At 67.4% G+C, this 22,024-nt stretch carries 23 protein-coding genes and 1 tRNA gene; 14 read left to right on the top strand and 10 right to left on the bottom strand.

Annotation, left to right across the window (positions count from 1 at the left end):
* Nucleotides 1-139: 139 nt before the first annotated feature.
* From ccmB to RIB45_RS15985, 11 genes are all read left to right on the top strand, one after another.
* The gene (ccmB, locus tag RIB45_RS16035; protein WP_350051499.1) at nucleotides 140-811 is read left to right on the top strand and encodes a heme exporter protein CcmB; all 672 of its coding nucleotides are present in this window, start codon (nucleotides 140-142) and stop codon (nucleotides 809-811) included.
* 188 nt (nucleotides 812-999) lie between these two features.
* A complete protein-coding gene (locus RIB45_RS16030; RefSeq protein ID WP_350051497.1) occupies nucleotides 1,000-1,779 on the top strand; it encodes a heme ABC transporter permease in 780 nt (259 codons plus the stop codon).
* On the top strand, nucleotides 1,776-1,985 hold the full coding sequence (gene ccmD / locus RIB45_RS16025) for a heme exporter protein CcmD (protein ID WP_350051495.1): 210 nt from the start codon (nucleotides 1,776-1,778) through the stop codon (nucleotides 1,983-1,985). The genes RIB45_RS16030 and ccmD overlap by 4 nt, the downstream gene beginning before the upstream one ends.
* Nucleotides 1,986-1,995: 10 nt before the next feature.
* Nucleotides 1,996-2,523, top strand: coding sequence for a cytochrome c maturation protein CcmE (gene ccmE / locus RIB45_RS16020; RefSeq protein ID WP_350051493.1), 528 nt, complete (start codon nucleotides 1,996-1,998; stop codon nucleotides 2,521-2,523).
* A 30-nt stretch (nucleotides 2,524-2,553) separates the two neighbouring features.
* Nucleotides 2,554-4,596 (top strand): heme lyase CcmF/NrfE family subunit, encoded by a 2,043-nt coding sequence (locus RIB45_RS16015; RefSeq protein ID WP_350051492.1) that lies wholly within the window; start codon nucleotides 2,554-2,556, stop codon nucleotides 4,594-4,596.
* 19 nt (nucleotides 4,597-4,615) lie between these two features.
* Nucleotides 4,616-5,155 carry a DsbE family thiol:disulfide interchange protein gene (locus RIB45_RS16010; protein WP_350051491.1) on the top strand — a complete coding sequence of 180 codons (540 nt, stop codon included), beginning with the start codon at nucleotides 4,616-4,618 and terminating at the stop codon, nucleotides 5,153-5,155.
* Nucleotides 5,152-5,685: a cytochrome c-type biogenesis protein gene (locus tag RIB45_RS16005; RefSeq protein WP_350051490.1), complete on the top strand. Its 534-nt coding sequence runs from the start codon at nucleotides 5,152-5,154 to the stop codon at nucleotides 5,683-5,685. The genes RIB45_RS16010 and RIB45_RS16005 overlap by 4 nt, the downstream gene beginning before the upstream one ends.
* A 32-nt stretch (nucleotides 5,686-5,717) precedes the next feature.
* Complete coding sequence (gene ccmI / locus RIB45_RS16000) at nucleotides 5,718-7,478, top strand: c-type cytochrome biogenesis protein CcmI (protein WP_350051489.1); 1,761 nt, start codon at nucleotides 5,718-5,720, stop codon at nucleotides 7,476-7,478.
* Nucleotides 7,479-7,571: 93 nt separating this feature from the next.
* Entirely contained in the window at nucleotides 7,572-8,330 is a 759-nt protein-coding gene (locus tag RIB45_RS15995; protein WP_350051488.1) for a protein phosphatase CheZ, read from the top strand.
* Nucleotides 8,331-8,482: 152 nt separating this feature from the next.
* Nucleotides 8,483-9,790 (top strand): hypothetical protein, encoded by a 1,308-nt coding sequence (locus RIB45_RS15990; protein WP_350051487.1) that lies wholly within the window; start codon nucleotides 8,483-8,485, stop codon nucleotides 9,788-9,790.
* Between the two features lie 5 nt (nucleotides 9,791-9,795).
* The gene (locus RIB45_RS15985; protein WP_350051486.1) at nucleotides 9,796-10,920 is read left to right on the top strand and encodes an SH3 domain-containing protein; all 1,125 of its coding nucleotides are present in this window, start codon (nucleotides 9,796-9,798) and stop codon (nucleotides 10,918-10,920) included.
* 19 nt (nucleotides 10,921-10,939) lie between these two features.
* On the opposite strand, the gene RIB45_RS15980 is transcribed toward RIB45_RS15985, so the two are convergent.
* Complete coding sequence (locus RIB45_RS15980) at nucleotides 10,940-11,431, bottom strand: glycine zipper 2TM domain-containing protein (RefSeq protein ID WP_350051485.1); 492 nt, start codon at nucleotides 11,429-11,431, stop codon at nucleotides 10,940-10,942.
* A gap of 101 nt (nucleotides 11,432-11,532) precedes the next feature.
* Between RIB45_RS15980 and RIB45_RS15975 the strand changes: the two genes are divergently transcribed.
* On the top strand, nucleotides 11,533-11,976 hold the full coding sequence (locus RIB45_RS15975; RefSeq protein ID WP_350051484.1) for a hypothetical protein: 444 nt from the start codon (nucleotides 11,533-11,535) through the stop codon (nucleotides 11,974-11,976).
* A gap of 37 nt (nucleotides 11,977-12,013) precedes the next feature.
* Here the strand turns inward: RIB45_RS15975 and gpt are convergent, their stop codons facing one another.
* The 3 genes from gpt to RIB45_RS15960 all read right to left on the bottom strand — a co-directional run bounded on the left by gpt (nucleotide 12,014) and on the right by RIB45_RS15960 (nucleotide 14,312).
* Complete coding sequence (gpt, locus tag RIB45_RS15970; protein WP_350051482.1) at nucleotides 12,014-12,520, bottom strand: xanthine phosphoribosyltransferase; 507 nt, start codon at nucleotides 12,518-12,520, stop codon at nucleotides 12,014-12,016.
* 130 nt (nucleotides 12,521-12,650) lie between these two features.
* Nucleotides 12,651-13,088 (bottom strand): DUF4864 domain-containing protein, encoded by a 438-nt coding sequence (locus RIB45_RS15965; RefSeq protein WP_350051481.1) that lies wholly within the window; start codon nucleotides 13,086-13,088, stop codon nucleotides 12,651-12,653.
* An 84-nt stretch (nucleotides 13,089-13,172) separates the two neighbouring features.
* The gene (locus RIB45_RS15960) at nucleotides 13,173-14,312 is read right to left on the bottom strand and encodes a hypothetical protein (RefSeq protein ID WP_350051480.1); all 1,140 of its coding nucleotides are present in this window, start codon (nucleotides 14,310-14,312) and stop codon (nucleotides 13,173-13,175) included.
* A 588-nt stretch (nucleotides 14,313-14,900) separates the two neighbouring features.
* Here RIB45_RS15960 and RIB45_RS15955 point away from each other — a divergent pair.
* Nucleotides 14,901-14,977, top strand: a tRNA-Arg gene (locus RIB45_RS15955).
* Nucleotides 14,978-15,416: 439 nt separating this feature from the next.
* Complete coding sequence (locus tag RIB45_RS15950) at nucleotides 15,417-15,749, top strand: peptidoglycan-binding protein (protein ID WP_350051479.1); 333 nt, start codon at nucleotides 15,417-15,419, stop codon at nucleotides 15,747-15,749.
* A 5-nt stretch (nucleotides 15,750-15,754) separates the two neighbouring features.
* Here the strand turns inward: RIB45_RS15950 and RIB45_RS15945 are convergent, their stop codons facing one another.
* The 6 genes from RIB45_RS15945 to dctP all read right to left on the bottom strand — a co-directional run bounded on the left by RIB45_RS15945 (nucleotide 15,755) and on the right by dctP (nucleotide 21,752).
* Nucleotides 15,755-16,150 (bottom strand): hypothetical protein, encoded by a 396-nt coding sequence (locus RIB45_RS15945; protein ID WP_350051478.1) that lies wholly within the window; start codon nucleotides 16,148-16,150, stop codon nucleotides 15,755-15,757.
* 835 nt (nucleotides 16,151-16,985) lie between these two features.
* On the bottom strand, nucleotides 16,986-17,702 hold the full coding sequence (locus RIB45_RS15940; protein ID WP_350051477.1) for a sulfite exporter TauE/SafE family protein: 717 nt from the start codon (nucleotides 17,700-17,702) through the stop codon (nucleotides 16,986-16,988).
* Between the two features lie 51 nt (nucleotides 17,703-17,753).
* Nucleotides 17,754-18,620, bottom strand: coding sequence for an IclR family transcriptional regulator (locus RIB45_RS15935; protein WP_350051476.1), 867 nt, complete (start codon nucleotides 18,618-18,620; stop codon nucleotides 17,754-17,756).
* Nucleotides 18,563-19,921 (bottom strand): TRAP transporter large permease, encoded by a 1,359-nt coding sequence (locus RIB45_RS15930; protein ID WP_350051475.1) that lies wholly within the window; start codon nucleotides 19,919-19,921, stop codon nucleotides 18,563-18,565. The genes RIB45_RS15935 and RIB45_RS15930 overlap by 58 nt, the downstream gene beginning before the upstream one ends.
* A gap of 1 nt (nucleotide 19,922) precedes the next feature.
* Nucleotides 19,923-20,591: a TRAP transporter small permease gene (locus RIB45_RS15925; RefSeq protein ID WP_350051474.1), complete on the bottom strand. Its 669-nt coding sequence runs from the start codon at nucleotides 20,589-20,591 to the stop codon at nucleotides 19,923-19,925.
* Nucleotides 20,592-20,699: 108 nt separating this feature from the next.
* Nucleotides 20,700-21,752, bottom strand: a complete 1,053-nt coding sequence (gene dctP, locus RIB45_RS15920) for a TRAP transporter substrate-binding protein DctP (RefSeq protein WP_350051473.1) — start codon at nucleotides 21,750-21,752, stop codon at nucleotides 20,700-20,702.
* Nucleotides 21,753-22,024: the final 272 nt, after the last annotated feature.

Here is a 22,024-nt window from a genome sequence, read left to right as displayed (position 1 = left end):
CTGCGGGCAGATCGACCCCGGCCCAATCCCTGAGGGAAGTCAGGGTCCGGCGCGCTGCGCGCCGGCGAAGCCAGGCCGCCCTGGGTCCTGACTTTCGTCAGGACGCGGATCTGTTTCGGCTATTGACGCGAGCCGCCCCATGATCGGGCGCACCTTCCTCGCCGTCTTGCGACGCGACGTGACGCTGGCGCTCCGACAGAGCACGGATCTGGGCATGATCCTGGGCTTCTTCGTGATCGCCGCCTCGCTGTTTCCCTTCGGCGTCGGGCCGAATCCGCAGGTGCTGGCGACGCTCGCCGCCGGGATCATCTGGGTCCTGGCGCTCTTGTCGGTGATGCTCTCCCTCGACCGGCTGTTCCAAAGCGACTTCGAGGACGGCTCGCTGGAGCAGCTCGCGCTCGCGCCCGCGCCGCTCAGCGTGATCGTGCTGGCCAAGGCGACCGCCCATTGGTTGACCGCCTGCGTGCCGCTGATCGCGATCGCGCCGCTGATCGCGGTGATGCTGAACCTGCCGGCGGAGGGCTATTGGGTGCTGCTGGCGGGCTTGGCGCTTGGGACGCCGACCTTGAGCCTGATCGGCGCGGTCGGCGCGGCCTTGTCGCTGGGCGCGCGCAAGGCGGGGCTGTTGATCGCGGTGCTCGTCCTGCCGCTCTACATTCCGGTGCTGATCTTCGGGGTGACGGCGGTCGACGCGCATCTGACGCAGATCACCGTGCAGCCGCATTTCCTCTATCTGGCGGCGCTGCTGGCGGCCGCGATTCCGCTCTGTCCTTGGGCCGCGGCTGCGGCGATTCGGCACAGCGTGGGTTGAGCCGGACCGATTCTTCTGGCGCCGTGCGGCTCGGGTTTTAAATCATAGGATTGTGAGCGTCCGGCGCGGGACGCGACGACCGGTTTGACTGTCCAAATCGGCGTAGCTGTCTTATGATGTTGACAGTTTTTGGGACAGGCGGCGCGATCAAAAGGCCGCCGGGATAGACGTCGAGGCGCGTTAAGTCGATGCACCGTTTCGCCAATCCGGGCCGCTTCATGCGCGTCGCCGACCGGCTGCAGCCTTGGCTGCTGGCCGGCGCCCTCGGCTTTCTGCTGGTCGGGCTCTACAAGGCGCTGTTGGACAGCCCGCCCGACTACCAGCAGCACGACACCGTGCGCATCCTCTACATCCACGTCCCGGCCGCGCTGCTGTCGCAAGGGGCCTATATCGCGATGGCGTTGGGCAGCGCGACCTTCCTGATCTGGAAGCATCCGTTGGGCGATCTGCTGGCGCGTTCGGCCGCCCCGATCGGGGCGGCGCTGGCGCTGATCTGCCTGGTCACCGGCGCGGTCTGGGGCAAGCCGACCTGGGGGACCTATTGGGTCTGGGACGCGCGGCTGACCTCGATGCTGATCTTGTTCTTCCTGTTTGTCGGCTACATGGCGCTGGCCAACGCCTTCGACGATCCGGCGCGCGGCGACAAGCCGGCGGCGATCCTGGCCGTGGTGGGGATCGTGAACATCCCGATCATCAAATTCTCGGTCTACTTCTTCAACACGCTGCACCAGCAATCGACGCTGATGCGCCGCGACGGCCCCTCGATGCCGGCGGAGATGCTGACGCCGCTCTTGCTGATGTTCGGCTTCTTCACCTGCCTGTTCCTGTGGCTGATGGTCGTGCGGCTTAGAGGCGAATTCGCGAAGGTCCGCCTGCGTGCGATCCGCAGCGGCGTGGCGCGCCGCGCCGACCGCCGCGCGCGGCGGAACGGCGGCGACGCGGCCGCGACGGAGGGCGCGCGCGGATGAAGCTGGACCTCTTGTTCACGGCCGAGTTCTGGGCGATGGGGAAGCACGGCTTCTTCGTCTGGACCGCCTACGGCTTCACCGCGGCGCTGTTGCTCGCGCTTGTGGCGGGCTGCGTCCTGACCGCTCGGGCGCGCGAGCGCGAGCTGGCGGCGCTGGAGCCCGAGCGCGCGGCGCGCCGCGGCGCCGAGAAGCACGACGAGGCGTAAGAGGAGAGAGATGGCGAGTACGGGCCTGAGCGGCGCGCGCAAGCGCAAGAAGACGCGGCTTTATCTGGTCTCCGGCGGGGTCGTGTTCCTGTTGGCGGCGGTCGGGTTGATGCTGTTCGCCTTCCGCGACAACGTCGTCTTCTTTTTCGGCCCCAGCGAGGTCGAGGCCGGCAAGGTGGCCGAGGGCCAGACTTTCCGCCTGGGCGGGCTGGTCAAGGACGGCTCGGTGGAGCGGCGCGGCGCGCAGGATCAGGGCGCGGTCTGGTTCACGGTGACCGACAACGCCGCCGATGTGCGCGTGCGCTTCGCAGGCCTGCTGCCCGACCTGTTCCGCGAAGGGCAGGGGATCGTCGCGCTCGGCGCGCTCGACGATCAGGGGATCTTCGTCGCCGATGAGGTGCTGGCCAAGCACGACGAGACCTATATGCCGCCCGAGGCGGTCGAGGCGATGAAGCGCGCGGGCACTTGGAAACACGGCGAGGACGGCCCGGGAGACGGTATCGAGCCGGAGGCGGGCTACGCCCCGGCGGCCGAGTGACCGCCGGTCGTTGGGACGAGAGGCAAAAGCATGATCGCTGAGATCGGACATTTCGCGCTGGCGCTGGCGGCGGCGGTCGCGCTCATTCAATCGGTGCTGCCGATGTGGGGCGCGGCGCGACGCGACGCGGCCATGATGGCGACGGCGGCGCCGGCGGCGTTGGTGCAGTTCGGCGTCCTGGGCGTCTCCTTCGCGGCGCTGACCTACGCCTATCTCACCAGTGATTTTTCGGTGGTGAACGTCATCAACAATTCGCATTCGCTGAAGCCGATCCTCTACAAGATCTCCGGGGTGTGGGGGAATCATGAGGGCTCGCTGCTGCTGTGGGTCCTGGTGCTGGCGCTGTTCGGGGCGCTGGTCGCCGTCTTCGGCCGCAATCTGCCGCCCAGCCTGAAGGCGCGCACGCTTTCGGTGCAGGCGCTGATCACGCTCGGCTTCCTCACCTTCATGCTGTTCACCTCGAACCCGTTCGAGCGGGCGTTTCCCCCGCCGCTTGAGGGCGGGGATCTCAACCCGCTGCTGCAAGACCCGGGCTTGGCGTTCCACCCGCCGATGCTCTACGTCGGCTATGTCGGGCTCTCCATCGTCTTCTCTTTCGCCGTCGCCGCCCTGATCGAGGGCAAGGTCGACGCCGCCTGGGCGCGCTGGGTTCGGCCGTGGACGCTGCTGGCGTGGATTTTCCTGACGGCCGGCATCGCGCTTGGCAGCTGGTGGGCCTATTACGAGCTGGGTTGGGGCGGCTTCTGGTATTGGGACCCGGTCGAGAACGCGAGCTTCATGCCCTGGCTGGCGGCGACCGCGCTGCTGCACTCGGCCATCGTGGTGGAGAAGCGCGACACCTTGAAAAGCTGGACGATCCTGCTGGCGATCATCGCCTTCGGCCTGAGCCTGATCGGGACGTTCCTGGTGCGCTCGGGCGTGCTGACCAGCGTCCACGCCTTTGCGACGGATCCGGATCGCGGGCTCTACATCCTGCTGCTGCTGGTGATCGCGATCGGCGGCTCGCTGGCGCTCTACGCCTGGCGGGCGCCGGCCTTGAAGGGCGGCGGGATGTTCCGGCCGATCAGCCGGGAGGGGGCGCTGGTGCTCAACAACCTGCTGCTCTCGGCCGCGGCGGCGACGGTTTTCATCGGCACGCTCTATCCCCTGTTCCTTGAGGTGCTGACGGGTGACAAGATTTCCGTCGGGCCGCCCTACTTCAACCTCACCTTCGCGCCGATCATGGGCGTTCTCGTGGTCGCGCTGGGGATCGGGGCGATGATGCCCTGGAAGCGGGGCGATCTGCCGGGCGTCATGCGTCGCCTGACGGCGGCGAGCGTCTTCACCGCCGCCGCGACGGCGGCGATCGCGCTGTTCTACGCCGGCGACAACGCGCTGGCGCTCCTCGGGCTCGCCTTCGCGGTCTGGCTGTTCGCCGCGACCATGACCCAGCTCTGGGCGCGGGTGCGCCCGACGACGCGGGTCTCGGTCGCCGACGCGATCCGGCGCCTGCCGGGCCTGCCGCGCGCCGCCTGGGGCATGACGACGGCGCATCTGGGCGTCGCCGTGCTGGTGGCGGGCGTCACCGGCGCCTCGTTGATGACGGTCGAGACGATTGCGTCGGGCAAGCCCGGGGACCGTTTCCCCGTCGGCGACTACGTCTTCCAGTTGGACCGGGTGGAGCAGGTGGCCGGCCCGAACTACCGGGCCGAGCGCGGAACCTTCACCGTCTTCGACGCCGACACGGGTGAAGAGATCACGACGCTGGCGGGCGAGCGCCGGCGCTATGTCGCGGGCGGCCAGGAGACGACCGAGGCCGGCATCCGCTCAGATTTCGGCGGAGACCTCTACGCCGTGCTCGGCCAGCCGGCGGACGACGGCGGCTGGACCGTGCGGCTCTACCGCGAGCCGCTGGTCCCGTGGATCTGGTTCGGCTCGACCCTGCTTGTGATCGGCGGCTTCCTGTCGCTCAGCGACCGAAGGCTGCGCGTCGGCGCGCCGGTGCGCACCGGCTCGACGTCGGGGGGCGGGGGCGACGCGGCCAAGGCGCGCGCCGACGCCGCCGCTCAGCCGGCCGCCCACCCTGCGGAATGAGGGGGCGCGCGGTCGCGACATGAAACGTCTCGTCTATCTGCTGCCGCTGGCGGTCTTTCTGGGCGTCGCGGGCTATTTCGCCGCCCAGCTGCTGTCCGGCCGCGACGCGATGGAGGTGCCGTCCGCGCTGATCGATCGGCCGGCCCCGGAGTTCGCGCTGCCGCCCTTGTGGGACGGGGGCGAGGGGCTCTCGACCGCGGATCTGAAAGGCGGCGGCCCCGCCATCGTCAATGTCTTCGCCAGCTGGTGCGTGCCCTGTCGGGCGGAGCATCCGATGCTGATGCGCCTCGCCGAAGAGACGGGCGCGCCCGTCCACGGCATCGCCTACAAGGACGATCCCGCGGCCTCCAAGGCTTTCCTGGAGGAGCTGGGCGACCCCTACACCAAGATCGGCGTCGATCAGAACGGCCGCGTCGCCATCGACTGGGGGGTTTACGGGGTGCCGGAGACCTACGTCCTCGACGGCGACGGACGCATTCGCTACAAGCGCACCGGCCCGATCACGCCCCGCCACATGGAAGACGACATCCTGCCGCTGTTGGAGGAGTTGCGCTCATGACCGCCTGCGGGATCCTGCGCCGATGCCTGCTCGCCGCGGCGCTGGCCGTCGGTCTCGTCGGCGGTGCGGACGCGCCCGCCGGCGCCGTGCAGCCGGACGAGGTGCTGGACGATCCCAAGCTGGAGGAGCGCGCGCGCGAAATCTCTAAGGACGTGCGCTGCCTCGTCTGCCAGAACCAGTCGATCGACGACAGCAACGCCGAACTCGCCCAGGATCTGCGCGTGCTGGTGCGCGAACGCCTTAAGGCCGGCGACAGCAACGCCGAAGTGAAGAGCTTCCTGGTCGACCGCTATGGGCAGTACATTCTCTTGAAGCCGCCGGTGACGGCGTCGACGCTTCTGTTGTGGGGGGCGCCGGCGCTGCTGCTGCTGTTCGGGGCGGGGGCGATCGTCCTGTGGTACCGCGGCCGCCAGCGCGAGGCCGCGACAGGCCTTGCGGGCGAGGCGGCGCTCAGCGCGGACGAGCGCGCGCGCATCGAGCGGCTGCTGTCAGACGGCGGCCGCGACGAGGATCGATCAGGGCGCAGCTGAAGCGCGGCCGGGCATAGGGGCTTTCATCTTCCATGATCATGTTCTGGGCCGTCGTCAGCGGCTTGACCGCCATCGCGCTGATCGCCGTCTTGCGCCCGTTGCTGGACAAGCGGCGCGAGCAGGCCTTGGCGGCCGCCGATTACGACATCGAGGTCTATAAGAGCCAGCTCGAAGAGGTCGAGCGCGACGCCGCGCGCGCCCAACTGTCGCCGGAAGAGGCGGACGCGGCGCGCGCCGAGATCGGCCGGCGGCTGCTGGACGCCGATCGTCGGCGCAAAGCGGCCGGCGCCGGGATCGCCGGCGCGTCCGGGACCGGGACGGCCGGCGGCGGCGCGCCGGCCCGCCTGACTCCCTATGCGGTGGCGATGGCGCTGCCCGCGGCGGCGTTCGGTCTCTATCTCTATCTCGGGGTTCCGGGGGCGCCCGATCGGCCGCTGGCCGAGCGCGACCTGGAGCGCGAGCGGGCCGCGCTGGCCCAAGGGGGCGGCGCGCAGGCGGGCGCGCAGAATCAGAGCCTGGCCGACGCGGCCGAAGGGCTGGCGCGGCGGCTGCAGCAAAATCCGCAAGACCCCGCCGGGTGGACCCTGCTGGGCCGCACCCAGATGGCGCGCGGCGCCTATGACAGCGCCGTCGAGGCGTTTGAAACCGCTCTCGAGCAGGCGGCGCCGGAAAACCGCCCCGCCTTGAAAAGCGAGCTCGGCGAGGCGCTGACCATGGCCGCCGACGGCGTGGTGACGGCGCGCGCGCAGGCGCTGTTCGAGGAGGCGAAGAGCCTGGACCCGCAGGATTTGCGCGCCGAATACTATCTGGCCGAGGCCGACCTGCAGGCCGGACGCGCCGAACGCGCGATGGAGCGCTGGATCGCGATGGCCGAGGCGATCCCCCGGGACGCGCCCTACCTGCCGGCGATCAATCAGCGGGCCCGCGCCGCCGCCGAGCAGATCGACCGCGACATCGAAGACAGGCTGCCGACGCCCGAGGTCGCCCAACGCACGGCCGACGGCGCCCCGGGCCCCACGCGCGAGCAGGTCGAGGCCGCCGAGGCGATGAGCCCGGAAGAGCGCCAAGCGATGATCGAGGGCATGGTCGAAGGGTTGGCCGCGCGCCTCGAGCGCCAGCCGATGGACCTCGACGGCTGGGATCGCCTGATCCGCAGCTATGCCGCCCTGGACCGGCGGTCGGACGCGCAGGCCGCGCTCGACCGGGCGCTCACGGTGTTCGAGGCGGCGCCCGTCCCGCGCGCGCGCCTAGCCGAGCTCGGGCGCGGCCTCGACCTCAAGGTCCCGGAGGCGCTCGCCGGAACGCGAGGGCCGAGCGAAGAGGACGTCGCCGCCGCGCAAGCGATGAGCGAGGACGAGCGTCGGGCCATGATTGAAGGCATGGTGGAAGGGCTGGCCGCGGATCTGGAGCAGAACCCGGACAATCCGCAGGGGTGGACCATGCTGGCGCGCAGCTATCGCGTTCTGGATCGAATGGAGGAGGCGCTGGCCGCGATCGAGCGCGCGCGGGTCCTCGAGCCGGAGAGCGTCGACCTGCTGATCGAGGAGGCGCGCATCCGACGGGCGATGGCCGGGGAGGCGCAGACGCCGGAGACGGTCGCCCTGATGGAGAAGGTCGCGGCGCTCGATCCCGACAATGTCGAGGCGAACTGGTTCCTCGGTCTCGATGCGCTGAAAGCCGGCGATCGGGCCGCGGGCGAGGCGCATCTGCGGCGCGCCGCGGCCTCGTTGCCGGAGGGCTCCGACCAGCGCGAACAACTCTCCCGGGAAATCGAACGGCTGTTAGCCGATTGATAACCTTTTGCGCGGTATCATCCTGCCCCAGACAGCAATGAGGACTGCTCGGGCGCCCGACGACGCCCGCCGGCTGGGAGGATGACGTCCGTGATGAGCGCCCATCAGACCCGTAAACCCTTTCGCATCGAACGCGGCCTTGAGGGCCTGGCGCCGCCCGACGACGCCGCCGGCGGCGAGCCGGGCGCGGAGGCCCGGCATCGGGAGGTGATGGCCGCGCTGCAGGCGATGAGCGGGCGTCTCGACGCGCTGGAGAGCGCCGCGCCGCCGGCCCCGCCGGCGCCTGCGCCCGGGGTCGACGCCGAGGCCTTCCGGCAACAGATCCTGGAGGCGGAAACGTTGCGCGGCGAGCTGCAGCAGCTCTCCGACGCAATCCAACGCACGAAGGAAGAGATCGTCTCGCTGCGTCGGGCGCCGCGGGGGGACGACAAGATCGGCGGGGCCAGCGAAGCGCTGCGCGCCGTGGTGGGCGACACCGAGCAGGCGACCGACGTCATCATCGAAGCGGCGGAGGCGATCGAGGAGCTGGGCGGCCGGCTCGCCGCCCAGTCCGACGACCCGGCCGCGCGCGAATTGACCGACGCTTTGGGCGATCACGTCACCCAGATCTTCGAAGCCTGCAATTTCCAGGACATCACCGGCCAACGCATCACCCGGGTGGTGCAGACGATGGAGTTCATCGACGAGCGCGTCGCGCGAATGATGGACATCTGGGGCGGCGACGCCGCCTTCGCGGACGCGACGCCGGCGGCGCCGGAGGAGACCGCGCCCAAGGGCGAGATCCTCGACGGCCCGAGCGCCGCGCCCGATCAGAAGATCAGCCAGGAAGACATCGACAAGCTGTTCGACTGAACGTGGCGTCTCTCGCCGACGGCGGGCGCCCCGCGCGCGAAATCCATTTGCCTTGAAGCCCCGAACGGCGCCCTAATAGCGCGGTGCGGGATGCGGTCGCCGGGGAAGCGGCCGCGTCGTCGAAGCGGTTCGGGTCTGAGGGGACGTCTTTCATGAGATTTGGAAAAGCGGGCGCCCGCGGCGGCGCCTGGCGCAGGGCGGCGTGCGTCGCGTCGGTGGCCGGCGGGCTGCTTGCGGGCGGGTGCGTGACCAACGAGCAGGCGTTGCAGGAGCACGAAAAGGAAGTCGCGGTCGAGCCGGCGCAGCTGCAGCAATTCCTGGCCGACAAGCCCGAGGCGTTGCAGCCGTTCTACGAAGTTTTGATGCGCCAGGGCCGCCGCAATCAGGTGCTGAACAACATGCGCATCGGCGCCGCCGCCCTCGGCCTGGGCGAGTATGAGGCGGCCGAACGCGCCTTTGACGAAGCGCTGGCGGGCATCGAGACGATCTACGCCGACAATCCCCAGGCGGAGCAGGCGCGCAGCGTCTGGGTTCGCGAAAACGCCAAAGATTTCAAGGGTGAACCCTACGAGCGGGCCATGGCCTACTATTATCGGGGCCTGCTGTATCTGCGCGAGGGCGACTACCAGAACGCGCGCGCCAGCTTCAAAGGCGGCCAGCTTCAGGATGCGTTCGCGGAGGAGGATCAGGACCGCGCGGACTTCGCGCTGCTCTATTACCTCGAAGGCTGGGCGTCTCATTGCAACGGCGACGCGCAACTGGCGGAGGACGCCTTCGCCGAAGCCTTGAAGCACAACGCCGAGCTGATCCTGCCGCAGTCGGACCACGGCCTCTTGCTGGTGCGCGAGAGCGGAGAAGGCCCGATTAAGCAGGCCGCCGGCGACTATCAGGAGCAGTTGACCTTCGCGCCGGGCGCGCAGGAGGAGGCGCTGTTGGCCGAGTTCACGGTCGGCGACCACACCGCGATCGCGCCCGAAGCGGAGGATTTGTTCTATCAGGCCTCGACGCGCGGCGGCCGGCAGGTCGACCACATTCTGGGCCAGAAGGCTCAGTTCAAGGAGACTCTCGACGCGACCGGCGACGCCCTCTCCACCGCCGGCGGGGTCTCCGCCGCCGCCGGACTGATGGGCGGGAATTCCGATGCGGCCATGGTCGGCGCGCTGCTGATGATCGCCGGCGCGGTCGCCGACGAGAGCGCCAAGGCCGCGCGGGCCGAGGCGGACGTGCGCACCTGGGACAATCTGCCCGGCGATGTAAAGCTGGCGACGCTGCCTTTGCCCGCCGCCGCCGGCGAGGGCCGGGTGCGGTTGTTCGGGCGTGACGGCGCGCCGCTCGAAGGCTCGGAGCGGCGCTTCCGCTACGCCGGCGCCGAGGGATGCGCGATCGCCTGGACCCGCAGCGACGATCCCAGCGACATTCCGCCGCGCGCCCCCGGCAGCGGCGGTCCGGCGGAGGGATGAGGAGGATGACCGTCACCTTGCGCACCCCCTTCTTGCGCCTCGCGGCGCCGGCCGGTCTCATGCTGCTGCTCGGCGCCTGTCAGCCGCAGCAACAGCCCTTCGTCCTCTATGACGAGGTTGCGGCCGTCGCCCCGGCCCCGATCGCCGAGCCCGCAGCCGACGTCGAGCGCGTCGACGTCACGGTCGCGCCGTGGAACCCGGCCGCCTTCGGCGAGAACGCGACGGGCTGGCTGCCCTATGTCGGCCTCACGGCGCAGGATTATGCGCCCCAGCTGGCGCAGTGGCTCGCCGCGGCGAACGCCTTCTCGGTTCAGGGAAGCGAGACCCTGCGCCTGCACGGCGAACTCACCAAGTGGGAGGACCTGAGCCCGTCCGCCTTCGGCCCCTCGGTCTTTCAGATCACCTACGAGTACGCCCTGATCGATGCTGACGGCGAGACGCTGATGGAGAAGACGATCGTCTCCAAGGGCGAGGATACGAGCTTCGCCGGCCTGACCCGCATGCAGCTCGCCATGCAGCACGCCCACGCCGACAGCGCGCGCCAGTTGGTGGCGGCGTTGGATTCGGACTTTCGTCAGGCCTGGGCGGCGCGCGAAAAGGCGATCGCCGTGGCCGAGGCGGAACGCGCGCGCATCGCCGCGTCGATGGAGCCGTTGACCGGCTTCTACCGCGGCCAGGCGGACGGGGCGGCGATTCGGGATTTCCCAACCACGGAGGGCGATCGGTTGGGCTCGATCGGCTTGGGCGCGGTCTATCGCGCCAGCGGCCGACTGCCCGACGGATGGATCCGCATCGCGCCCGAAGACGGGGCGGCCGGCGTCGAGGGGTGGGTGCATGAAGCCGCGCTTACGCGGATGAGCGAGGCTGAGATCGCCGAGCGTCTGGCCGCGGAAGAAGCGCGCCGCGCCGCCGCGGCCGACCGCTATCAGCTGAGCCCGGGCGACGAGCCGGCGACGCTGCTCGCGGACACGGCCGCGCTGACCGCCCCGCGCAGCGGCGCGCCGACGGCCCGCACGCTTGTCGCCGGAACGGCGGTGGAGGTGGTGGCGTTGACCGAGAACGGCTTCGCCTTGCTGACCGAGAACGCCCGCTACGTCGGTTGGGTCGACCAGGCCGCCCTGCAGCGCTGAGCGGCGGGCCGCGCGGCCCCTATTGCAGGACGAACCACTGGCCGTTGTCGCCCTGGCAGGCGAAGGCCGGTTTGAAGCCGCCGTCGAGCTGGCGGCACGCGCTCGTCGCCCCGTAATTCGGCGCCGTGCGATTATAGGCGGGGGCGCTCTGATGGCCGCCGGCGTAGCGCGGGGCCGTCGGGCGATCGATCAGCGCCCGGCTCGGCGGCTGCTGCGGAATGCCCGGACCGGCCGCCTGCTGGCGCGCGTAGGCGGCGTCCGCCCGGTCGAGGCTGGCGCCCGCTTCGGCGCCGATCAACCCGCCGAGGATCGCGCCCGCGCCCGTCGCCCAGAGACGGCCCGACCCGGAGCCGATTTCGGCCCCGCCGAGCCCCCCGGCGAGCGCGCCCAGCGCCCCGCCCGCAGCCTGTTTCTGATTGCCGCCCGCGCAGGCGGACAGCGCCAGCGCCGCGCCCAGCAAGCAGGCGGCGCCGGTTTTCGTCAGCGGGCGAAGGGGCGAACGCGCGGCCATGGCCGATCTCCTGTCGCAGCGGCGTCGGCGGACGTCTCGCCGGGCCGGGTTTCGGTGTATATACTATAGCGCACGCTGATCCGCACCAGGAGACTCCGCCCATGCCGCTTTACAGCCGCAGCCTGTCGACCGCGCTCGCCGGCCTCGTTCTCCTTGCGGCCGCCCCGGCGCTCGGCCAGACGGCGAGCCAGACCGCAGGCGAGGCGGTCGCCGAGAACCCGGGAGCCGAGATCGCCGCACCGTCGCCCTACGCGCGGGGCGCCGTGCCGGCCTATCGCCCGCCCGAGCCGATCGTCCGACCGTCCGCGTCCGTCCCGGCGACCGCGGCCGCGCCGGTCGGCGCGGTCACGCAAGAGGGGGCGGGGAGCGATCTTGACTCGGCGACCGGCGCGACCGCCGGCGGCGTCCGCCCCGTGACCGCCGCCGACCCGGTCTATTCCGACCCCGATTTGGCGCATATTCGACGCGACCCGTACAGCCTCTCGCGCCATACGGCGGCCCAGGCCGGCGGCGTGACGACGCCTTACGCGCCGCCCGAGGACTAGAAGCGCCGAGCCGGTCGCGCGCGGCGCGCCGCCGGCCCTATTTCCCGCGGCGTTCGCGGATCGGCTGGGCGTAGGCGAGTTCGACGTCCCAGGGGAACAGGATCCAGGTGTCCTGGCTGACCTCCGTCACGAAGGTGTCGACCAGCGGGCGGCCGGCGGGCTTGGCGTAGACGGTGGCGAAATGCGCCTTGGGCAGCATCTCGCGGACGATGCGGGCCGTCTTGCCGGTGTCGACCAGATCGTCGACGATCAACCATCCCTCGCCGTCGCCGCCGACGCCCTTCAGGATGCGCGCGTCGCCCTGGTCCTTGTGCTCGTAGGAGGCGATGCAGACCGTGTCGACCAGGCGCACGTCCAGTTCCCGCGCCACGATCGCCGCCGGCACCAGCCCGCCGCGGGTCACCGCGACGATGCCCTTGAGCGGGCCGAGATCGTTGAGCCGCCAGGCGAGCGCCCGGGCGGTGCGGTGCAGCTCGTCCCAGGAAACCGGGAAGTCGAGACCGATCGGCGGCTGGGTCTTGTCGGCGGATTGGGCGTCGGACATGGCGGCGGGCTCCCCCTCAAAGGCGCGGCCCGGGCGCAGGGCGCGCGGGCGGCGGAAGACGGCCTTCTCTAGCCGATGCAGAGGGCGGGCGCCAAGCGCGGAAGGCGCTGCGCCGGCGCGGCCTCGGCGATCAGACCGCCGGGTCGGACCCGCGCTCCAGCCGGCAGCCGGCGATCTTCCAGGCGCCGTCGGGTTGGCGCTCCATGGTGTAGACGGCGGTCCAGCTGCGGCCGTCCGCATCGACCAGGGCCATGCGCTGTTCGATCCGCCCGCCGCGGGCCGGTTTCGGGGCGAGGAAGTCGGTCGCCTTGGGCGCGATCAGCGGGCTATAGCCGCGCTTGACCATCTCCATGAAGATCCCGGCGTTGGGGAACATCGCCTGGATCGAGGGGGCCGCCTGGGCGTAAGCCGTCCGGCGGTCGCCGGCGGCGAAGGCGCGAAGCTGCGTTTCGATCACCTGGGTGACGGCGGGATCGGGGGCCGCGTCGGCGCGGGCCGCGCGCTCAGGCCCAAGGGCCGCCGCGAGCACGACCGCGGCTGCGATCAGGCTGAGAAAGGGGCGTCGCATGGCTGTCTCCCGTTACGGGGTCGGCGTTCCGTCTCTTAGCAGTACGGAACGCCGCGCCCGGGAGATCAACGGGGCGAGGCCCGATCAGCGGACGTAGAGGTGAACCTCGTTGTTCGACGCCTGCGGGTCCGCCTGGGCCAGCAACTGCACCCGGCTCGCCGGCACGCCCATGTCGGTCAGCGTGCGCAGCACCGCCTCCGCGTTGCGGCGTGCGGCGGCGCTGTTCAGCGCCGACTGGGCGGCGGTGCCCTGCTGCGGGCTGACGGCGACCAGATCGAAGGTCGCGGTCGGCTTGCGCTCCAGCGCCTGACTGACGGCGTTGTAGAGGGCCTGCTCGTACTCGACGTTGGCGCGGTCGAACTTGATGACCACAAGCGGCCGTTCGCCCGGCTGCGGCTGGGTCTGACGGGCGGCCTGACGGGCGACGTTCTCCGTCTGCTGGAAGGAGCGCGTCGCCAGGCTGGTGCCGTAAAGATCGCCGTTCTTGATGGCGAGCGACAGCGTCGTCATGTTCTGCCGCTCGTTGTTGACGTAGGTGTTCTGGCGATTGATGTCCTGGCTGAGGTCGGTCAGCAGCCGGTCGATCTCCACCACCTGCTGATGGACGCTGTCCTCCAGGCGGCGCAGCCGGATGTGATCTTCGTCCACCGCGCCCGACAGCCCGTAGGTCGCCTGCACGGCGTTCAGCAGATATTGCCCGAAGGCGGCCTCGTCGGCCGCGTCGTTCGAGAGTTTGGTCATCGCCGGCACCTTCTCGGCCACCTGCTCGAGTTCGGCCTGCGCGCGGTTCCAATAATCGACCAGAACCGGATTGCCCGGCGTGGTGCCGCGCTGCAGACGCGAGGTCACCTCGGCGATCAGACCGTGATAGCGATCGGCGTTGGACGAGGTCTGCTGCAGCAGCGCGCTTTGGCGCTCGTTCAGCTGCCGGACGCTGTTGGAGAGGCGGTTCAAATCGCCCTCCATCTGCGACACCTTGTTGCCGACGAAGGTCTCGCGCACCGCCGACGCGGCGGCGACGGAGCCGCCTCCGGAGACGCTCTGCTGGGCGGACGCGCTCGTCTGCGCGCCTTGGCCGCCGCTCTCGCCGACGGATCGGCTCTGCGATCCGCTCTGGGCGTCGGCGCTCACCTGCACCGGTTGGGTCGCCTGGCCGCCGGCCGCCGGGTCGCCCGCGTCGAGCGAGGGCCACGCGTCCGCGCACGCCGCAAGGGCGAGGGACAAGACGACCGCGGCGCCCAGACGCGCCGATCGCGCGCCGGCGCGCGCCGGCGCCCTGGTTTCCCAGACGCGGTCTCCCGAAGCGCCCGCGCCGTCCTCATCGCCAGTCAAGAAGGAAGCCATACCCGAACTTTCCGCTGTTGTATCCGACCGCGTCTGACAAGGCGTCGGGTCCGACGTCTTGACCGCCCTTCACGGCGACGGATCGTCCCGACCGCCTCGCTCCGCCCGAGTTCGGCTTCGGCCCGCCCCTGCGCTCCCCGCGCGCTTCGGCGGCCTCGCCCTGGTCTCCGGCCTCAAGCTCGGCGTCGATCGCCGACGTCTCCGCCCCCTGGATGCGCGACGCGAATCCCCCTTTGAGGTCGTTGCAACGTGTCCGGATAGTACTTGAGGGCTTCACCAGCGACAACCCGGATAATGGGTTGGATTCCCGCTCGATTCCCCGCTGCGTCCGGCCCGGTCGGACCGCCCCGCAAGCGCGCCCGACAGGCGCGCGTTTTTTTACGCTTGCCAAGCCGGAGCGCGTCCGGTACCAACCCGCCCGCACCGCAGAGGCGCGCGCAAACCGCGCCCCCGACGGCCCGCGATCAAGCGCCCGTAGCTCAACTGGATAGAGCATCTGACTACGGATCAGAAGGTTGGGAGTTCGAATCTTCCCGGGCGCGCCACACTTTCCATAAAATTCGTCGAAGTAGGTTTCACGGTAAGAATGGATTGCCGAGGGGACTTTTTGCGCAATGGGTCGCACTTCTCATTAATTGTTGTTCGGCGATTTTGATCGCTCGCGTTGTAATCAACAAGTCCCGAAATTTCTGTATATTGCATTTTTGTTCTTTCTAATTGACATGGTGTGATTTTTCATGCAGGTAGATTTGGGTCCCGTTGGGATAACCCCGATCCGATGACCGCGCCGTCATGTGGATCGCACTGATGTGCCCGATAGGCCGGGGCGTCAACGCAATGCCCCCGACAACCTGACGGATAACACGTCACTCCAGCGCAAATCGAGCGTCCGCTTTGCTGTTTTGTCAGTGCAAGCGGGCACGGATATTCGTCACGCCCGTCGAATTCAATAGTCAACGGCGGGCGTTCGATATGGAGTGACCTATGGCTACCCGCTATTGGCTGAAGAAAACACTGGGCACGAGCTATCCCGCCGATCCCAGCGATGTTCTAAATACGAAACGCCGTTTGCAGTCGCGGGGGTATTACGATGAACCCGAATACGGGATCACCGAATACCCCGACACGCCGATGTTCGAGGGAATCAAACGGTTCCAGAAGGACAACGGCCTCCGTGTCGACGGCTTGATGCGTCCGAAAGGGCCGACCGAAACGCAACTCGCGGCAAAATCGCCGCGCTATACCTGCACCATATGCGGTGCGAAGCACGGTGGCGTCTACTCGCCAAGAGTTTGTGCCGATTGTTATCTGAAGTAGTCGTGTCAGGCTTGCGTGTGCGGCGGGGGCCAATCCCCGTCGCGCATTGCCTTTTTAATGGCGGCGCGCCATTCAATATAGACGTCGATCTCATGATCGGTGTAGCCGAGCAAGATGCCCATTTCCCTCGAATCGAATTCTGTTTCCATCCCAATTTCATTGCCACGCATGCGGTTGGCATGGGCCTTGTCGATTCGCCATTCCTCACCCGGCAACGCGAAGTAGAGCGAGCGGATCTCCTCGTCGACACCGAGAATGGTCTCGATGTGGAGGATCTCTCTTTTGAGTATCCGGCCGCTTTCCACGTGCGGCTCGAATTCATCGTCCGGCCATTCGAAATCAGCGCGGGTCAGTTCGGAAAAGTAGGCGAGCGGTTTGGTGCCGGACAGCATCAACTCCAACTCTCGCTCCTCGTGGGGACCAATTTCCGGCGGTGGGCTATCGAAATCCAATATGGCACCCTTTCCCTGATATTCGGCTGGCCTGGAGACACTATCAAACCGGTCGGGCTCAAGCGAGCGTGCGACCTGTCCCCGTCAAGGCTCTGGGCTTTTGACGCTCGTCGTCACCGTACGGGCTTCAGATAGAAGATCTGCCGGTTCTATGTCCTGCAGAATCTCGCCCCAATCAGCCAGAGCGTTGAAGAGATTTTTCGAACAAACTTCGTCTAGGCGCGCCATTCTCGCTTCGTTCGAACACCGCGTCTCGGGCTTTAGGTGGGTCGGACCTCGTCCTTTAGCGCGCGCTGTCCCGCCGATCGCAGCGTCTTGCACGCCAAACGACGTCCGCAGTCGCCGGAGCGCTGCGGCGAACCCGAGTATGGGATCATCAAATTCCCGATACGCGGATGTTCACGCGACTCAAACGGCTCCAACAGGACAACGGTCTGCGTGTGGACGGTTTAAGGCGCAGAAAAGGCGGATGGAAACCCGACTAAGGGAGAAAGCGCCGCGCTAAGCCTGCACGATATGCGGCGCGAAGCCCGCAGCCGGTCATTGAAAATCGGCGCGCGTCAGGTCGGGAAAGTGGGCGCGGGGTTTGGGGACGGACAGCATCATCGCCCGTTCGCAGCCCATACGCGCGCCGATCTCCGGCGGTGGGTGCTCGAACCCGGTACGGCGCCCTTGCCCTGATATCCGACTGGCGCGCCGGCGTCCCGCCTCGCAATCGCACGTCGCGCCTAGCGAGGAGATATGAATCGGCGGCTCAGGCGATCTCATTCAAGAGCGACACCGGCTAGAGGGCGGCCTCGGCAAGCAGATAGACGCCCGTGATCAGCAGCAGGCCGTACAGCAGCTTCATGAAAAACGCCGTGTTCATCCTTGTGAACAGGATCTGTCCGGCCGCCGCGCCGAGGGCCGTCGCAGGGGTTAACAACAGGGCCGCGTAGAAGACGTCGAGCGAGGAGGAGCCGACGACGATCTGCAGGATTAGGCTGGCGAGGTAGATCACGAGGAAGCACGCCAGCGTCGTGCTGCGCAGCACGCTCGGCGACAGCGTCGTGCTGGCGAAATAGACCATCAGCGGGGGTCCCGGCATTCCCAAACCGCTCGTCAGGGCGCCGGACAATCCGCCGATCAGGACGTCCTTGCGGCGCGAGCGTGCGATCTTGAAGTCTCGAAGGATCAGCGCCGTGAAGCCGAGCAGCAGCGCGCCCACGACGGCGCGCAAATGCTCTGGGTCGGCCAGGAGGTACAGCGCGATTCCGAACGGGGCGCCGGCCAACCCGCCGAAGACGAGCCGGCCCAGAAGGGGCTTGTCGACGTCGGACGCCAGCTTCGGCGCCAGAAGCAGCGAGATCCCGATTGAGAGCGCGATGTTGATCTGAATCGCCTCGGCCGGGTCGAAGATCAGCAAAAGGTAGGGCGCGGCCAGAATCGAGAACCCGAAACCGGTGCACGCGTGGACGCCTGCGGCCAAGAAAACGACGATGCTGGCGGCGATCATCTCCATCCGGGCGAAACCCTTCAATCCGCCGCAAGGCCCGACGCCGCCTTCAGGGTCTCAGGGCCGATCTAAGGCGCGCTCGTCTGCGACCAGCTCCGAGAGATCTTTGGCGGCGCTGCGCAGCGGCTCCAGGTAGTTGAGCGCCCGTTCGACGTCGAAACGCTGCGTCGGCGCATGGAAGGAAAGAGTGACCATCAGACGGCCGTTGTCGTCCAAAACGGGAACCGCGAGCGCAATCATGTTCGCCATGAACTCTTCGCGATCGAGTGCGTAGCCGTTCTTGCGAATCTGACGGATCTCCGCCTTAAGGGCGTCGATGTCGGTGATGGTGTTGGCGGTTCTCGGCGCAAGCTCCGTCGCGCCGAGATATTTGCGCAGATGATTCGCCGCCAGCGAACTCAGATACATCTTGCCGCTGGCCGTGCAGTAGAAAGGCACCCGGGTTCCGATCGGCAATTGGATGCGAAGCGGCCACTCGGTCTCGACGCGCTCGAGATAGACCATGGCGTGCCGATCGGCGAGCGAGATGTTGCAGGTTTCGCCGATTTCCTGGCTCAGGCGGGTCAGAATGGCTTGGCGGGCCGTTCTGATGCGAAGCGACGACAATATTCCCCCCGCCAGTTTCCGCAGCCGCGTCCCCGGCGAAAAGCTCCGGCCGTCCAGGTCGCGTTGCAGAAACCCTTCTTCTTCAAGCGTATTGAACAGGCGATGGATCGTCGCCTTTGGCAGACCGATGCTGTCGTTAACCTCCGTCGGGGTGACGGGGGCGCCTGCCTTCGCCACCAGCTCAATCGCCAACAGCAGGCGAAGGTTCGTCGGAATGCTCCCGCCGCTTCGACCCTCTTCGTCCATGCCTGCCGTCGTTTCTATCGCTGCGGAAGAAGCATCGTGGAAAGGCTGGGAACCATAGCCACGACAATCCATACGGCGATCAGCGCCGCAAGATAGAACAGCGTATAGCGCAACAGACGGAAATAGGGAACGCCTGTCACGCCCGAGGCGACATAGAGGTTCAAGCCGTAGGGCGGGGTGATGAACCCGATCGACGCGCCGACCAGGAAGACCACGGCGAACTGCACCGGCTCCACGCCCACCGAATGGGCGATCGGCGCCAGGATCGGGGCGAGAATGATGGTCACCGGCAGGCTTTCAAGCACCATGCCCGAGACGAAAACGATCGCCATGGCGGTGAACAGCACCGCATAGTATCCGCCCATCGAGTTGACGAAGCCGCCGATGACTTCCTGCGCGCCGAGCACCGAGAGCATCTGCTGCATCACCACCGAGACGGCGATGAGCGGCGCGAGAATGCCGGTGATCTGGGCCGAACGCATGGTGATCGACGGCAGTTCGCGCGGGCTGAAGCCTTCGACCACAAGCATTTGAAGCAGCGATTTCTTGGAGACGTCCCTTTCCGTCGAGCCGCCGGTGAGTCGGTGCAGCGGCAGGCACGCAAATCCCACGATCACGCAGAAGCCCACCGTTACGCCCGCCGCCTCGGTGGGCGAGAACTTGCCGGTGTAGATCCCCCAAAGAACCAGCCCGATCGCAAAAAACCCGAGCCAGGCGCCGAGCGCCGTCTTAAGCACGTTCAGCGGGTTCAGCGCGATTAGAAATCCCCAACTGTTGCGCCAGCAGACCAGAAAACAGGCCACCATCATCGCCCCGACCATCAGGGCGCCGGGAATGATCCCGGCCACGAAAAGGTCGGAAATGGGCAGGTTGAGCAGGAAGCCGTAGACGATGAAGATGATCGAGGGGGGAATGATGATGCCTACGGTGCCGCCGGCGGCCGAGGTGGCGGCCGAAAACCTTTCGTCGTAGCCGCCTTTGACCATCTCCGGATGGAGCATCGAGCCGATCGTCGCGGTCGTGGCCGAGTTCGATCCCGAAATTGCGGCGAACAGACCGCAGGCGCCGAGTGAGGCCATCGCCAATCCCCCGCGGATCCATCCGAGACAGGCGTAGGCGAAATCGCTGAGCCGGCGCGCGATTCCCGATCGGTTGATCAAATCGCCGGTCAGAATGAAGAGCGGCATCGCCAGCAGCGCGAAGCCGTCCGTGAAGACGTCCGCCAGGGCGGTGCCGATGTTGTCGATCGGCATGCTCAGCAAAAACGTCATGCCGAGCACCCAATAGCCGATCACCAGGAACACCGGCACGCCGAGCATGAAGAGCACGGTGACGCCGATGGAAATCAAGGTGATGATGGTTCCGTCGCTCATCTCAGTCGCCCCCGATAACGGCTTGTTTGATTAACGGGTCGCCCGAGCGGAAATTCGCTATGTCGAGGAGCAGGTTCTCCAGCACGCGCGCGACCAGCATGGTGAAGGCGAGCGGCACGGAAAGCAGGAACCACCACTGCATGACGTCGTCCGTCCCCAACATGATCTGGAAGTTCGACGCCGAATTCGCCACGACGCGCGAGGAGGTGACGACCACGACCCAGGAGAAGCCGATCCAAAGCGCCGCATCGAGCAGGAGACAGGCCATTTGTCCGGCGCGCGGCATGGCGCTGCGGAATTCGGCGAACGCCAGATGGGTGCGCAGCTTGACGTTAAGGCTGCAGCCGAACCAGGTCATGATAAGAAACAGGAAGGGCGGGATCGTCGTCGACCAGGGCGCCTGTTCGGACAGGACGAAACGGCGAAAGACCTCGACAAAAATGATTCCGCCGATCGTCAGATAGGACGTGACCATAACGGTGGATTCGAACTTGCGTTCGAACCAGGGGCTGATGCGATAGCCGACGACGATCAGTGACGCCGCCAGCAGCATGGCGATCAGGCCGAGCGGCCATATCGCCGGTTCGCGCATGGCCTGGCTCATCATCCAAGAATCGCCCGACGCGAACGCGCTCAGGATCTTCTCTGTCCCATCGAATAGACCGGTCATCACAAGACCTCCCTATGGTCGCAGACCCGCATTCTCCCGCCTGCGGGAGCGCACGCAGCTCGGGCCGCCGGCGCCAGGGCCGGCGGCCCGAGACCGTGCTTGGGCGGATCAGGCCGAACGCCACCAGCGGCGAGGTTCGACGTTTTCGGGAAGCGTATCCACAGGAATCTGCCGCGCGACGTCGTAGATTTCCTGGTAGGTGTCGACGCCGCCGGCCCAGTTGTTGAGGCGCTCGCGCCACTGCGCCCACGGTTCCGGGTTGAACTCCGGCGAACACATCTCTTCAGCCGTGCGAATCTCATCGTCCGACAGGAAGGCGCACCGTACGTTCTCCTCGGCGAAGATGGTGTTCGGGAGCTGCGGGTCGCTGAAGCCGACGGTCTTCACGAGCGCGGCCTCGTTGGCGGCCTGAACATGGACCTGGGCCAGATAAGACGACTCCATGATCGCGTCCTGCAGATGCCCTTCCATCGAGTCGAAAAGCTCGGCCGACATGGAGGTGTGCTCGGTGCCGCAGAAGAACTTCAAGTCGACCGATTGGCTGACCACCGGCGCCATGTTGGCGTAGGCCACGGCCGAGGCCCAGGTCTCGGCGCCGTCGATCAGGCCCTGCTTCAAGCCGTCGAGCGTCTCCTCCCAAGCCACCGGGACCGGGTTGAGGTTGAGAAGGTTCATCGCGATCCGACCCAACTGCGTGCCGGTGACGCGGTTCTTCGTGCCGAACAACTCTTCCAGCTTCGTCACGGTGGGTTTGTCTGCGAAGGACTGGCCGAGCTGGATGCCGCGCAATTCGCAATGGCTGAACAGGAACTTGAGGCCGTGACGCTTCTCGAGCGGCTCGCGCAGCAGCTTCATCGATTCCGGGCTGTAGAGGAAATAGTACTGCGCGGCGCGGCTCGGGAACATGTAGGCGTAATCGAGCACGTTAAGGTACGGCGCGCCGCCGGCCGAATTTTGGGTCGAGGCGGCGTACATGTCGATGACGCCGAGCTGCGTTTTCTCAACGCAGTTGAGCTGGCCGCAGATCTGATTGTCGCCGATGAATTCGACCCGGATTTCGCCTTCAGTGCGCTCTTCGAGGTCCCGCGCGAACTGCAGAACGCCGGCGCGCTCGATCAGCAGGTTGCGCGGATTGAAGCCGGACGCGCCGAGCTTCAGCATATGCTTCGGCTCCTTTGAAAAGCGCTTGTCGTAGGTGCTCTCCGCCGCCCGCGCGAGCGCGGGCAACGTAGCGGCCCCGGTTAAGGCGCCCGCTCCGAGCAACACGGACGATAGGCCGAATTGGCCGGACAGGCGGAAGAGATCCCTTCGGGAGATCCCTTTGAGTTTGTTCTCAACGGTCATGGTTTCCTCCAATGGTGAGCGGCTCAAGCCTCATTATTTGTGCTTTTTAAGACTTGCATTCTCAATATTGCGGGATTTATGCTCCGCTC

This window comes from Marivibrio sp., assembly GCF_040218065.1.
Lineage (GTDB): Bacteria > Pseudomonadota > Alphaproteobacteria > UBA8366 > Aestuariispiraceae > Marivibrio.
Note: the sequence above shows the minus strand (reverse complement) of the source record. Positions and strands in the feature narration are given on the sequence as shown.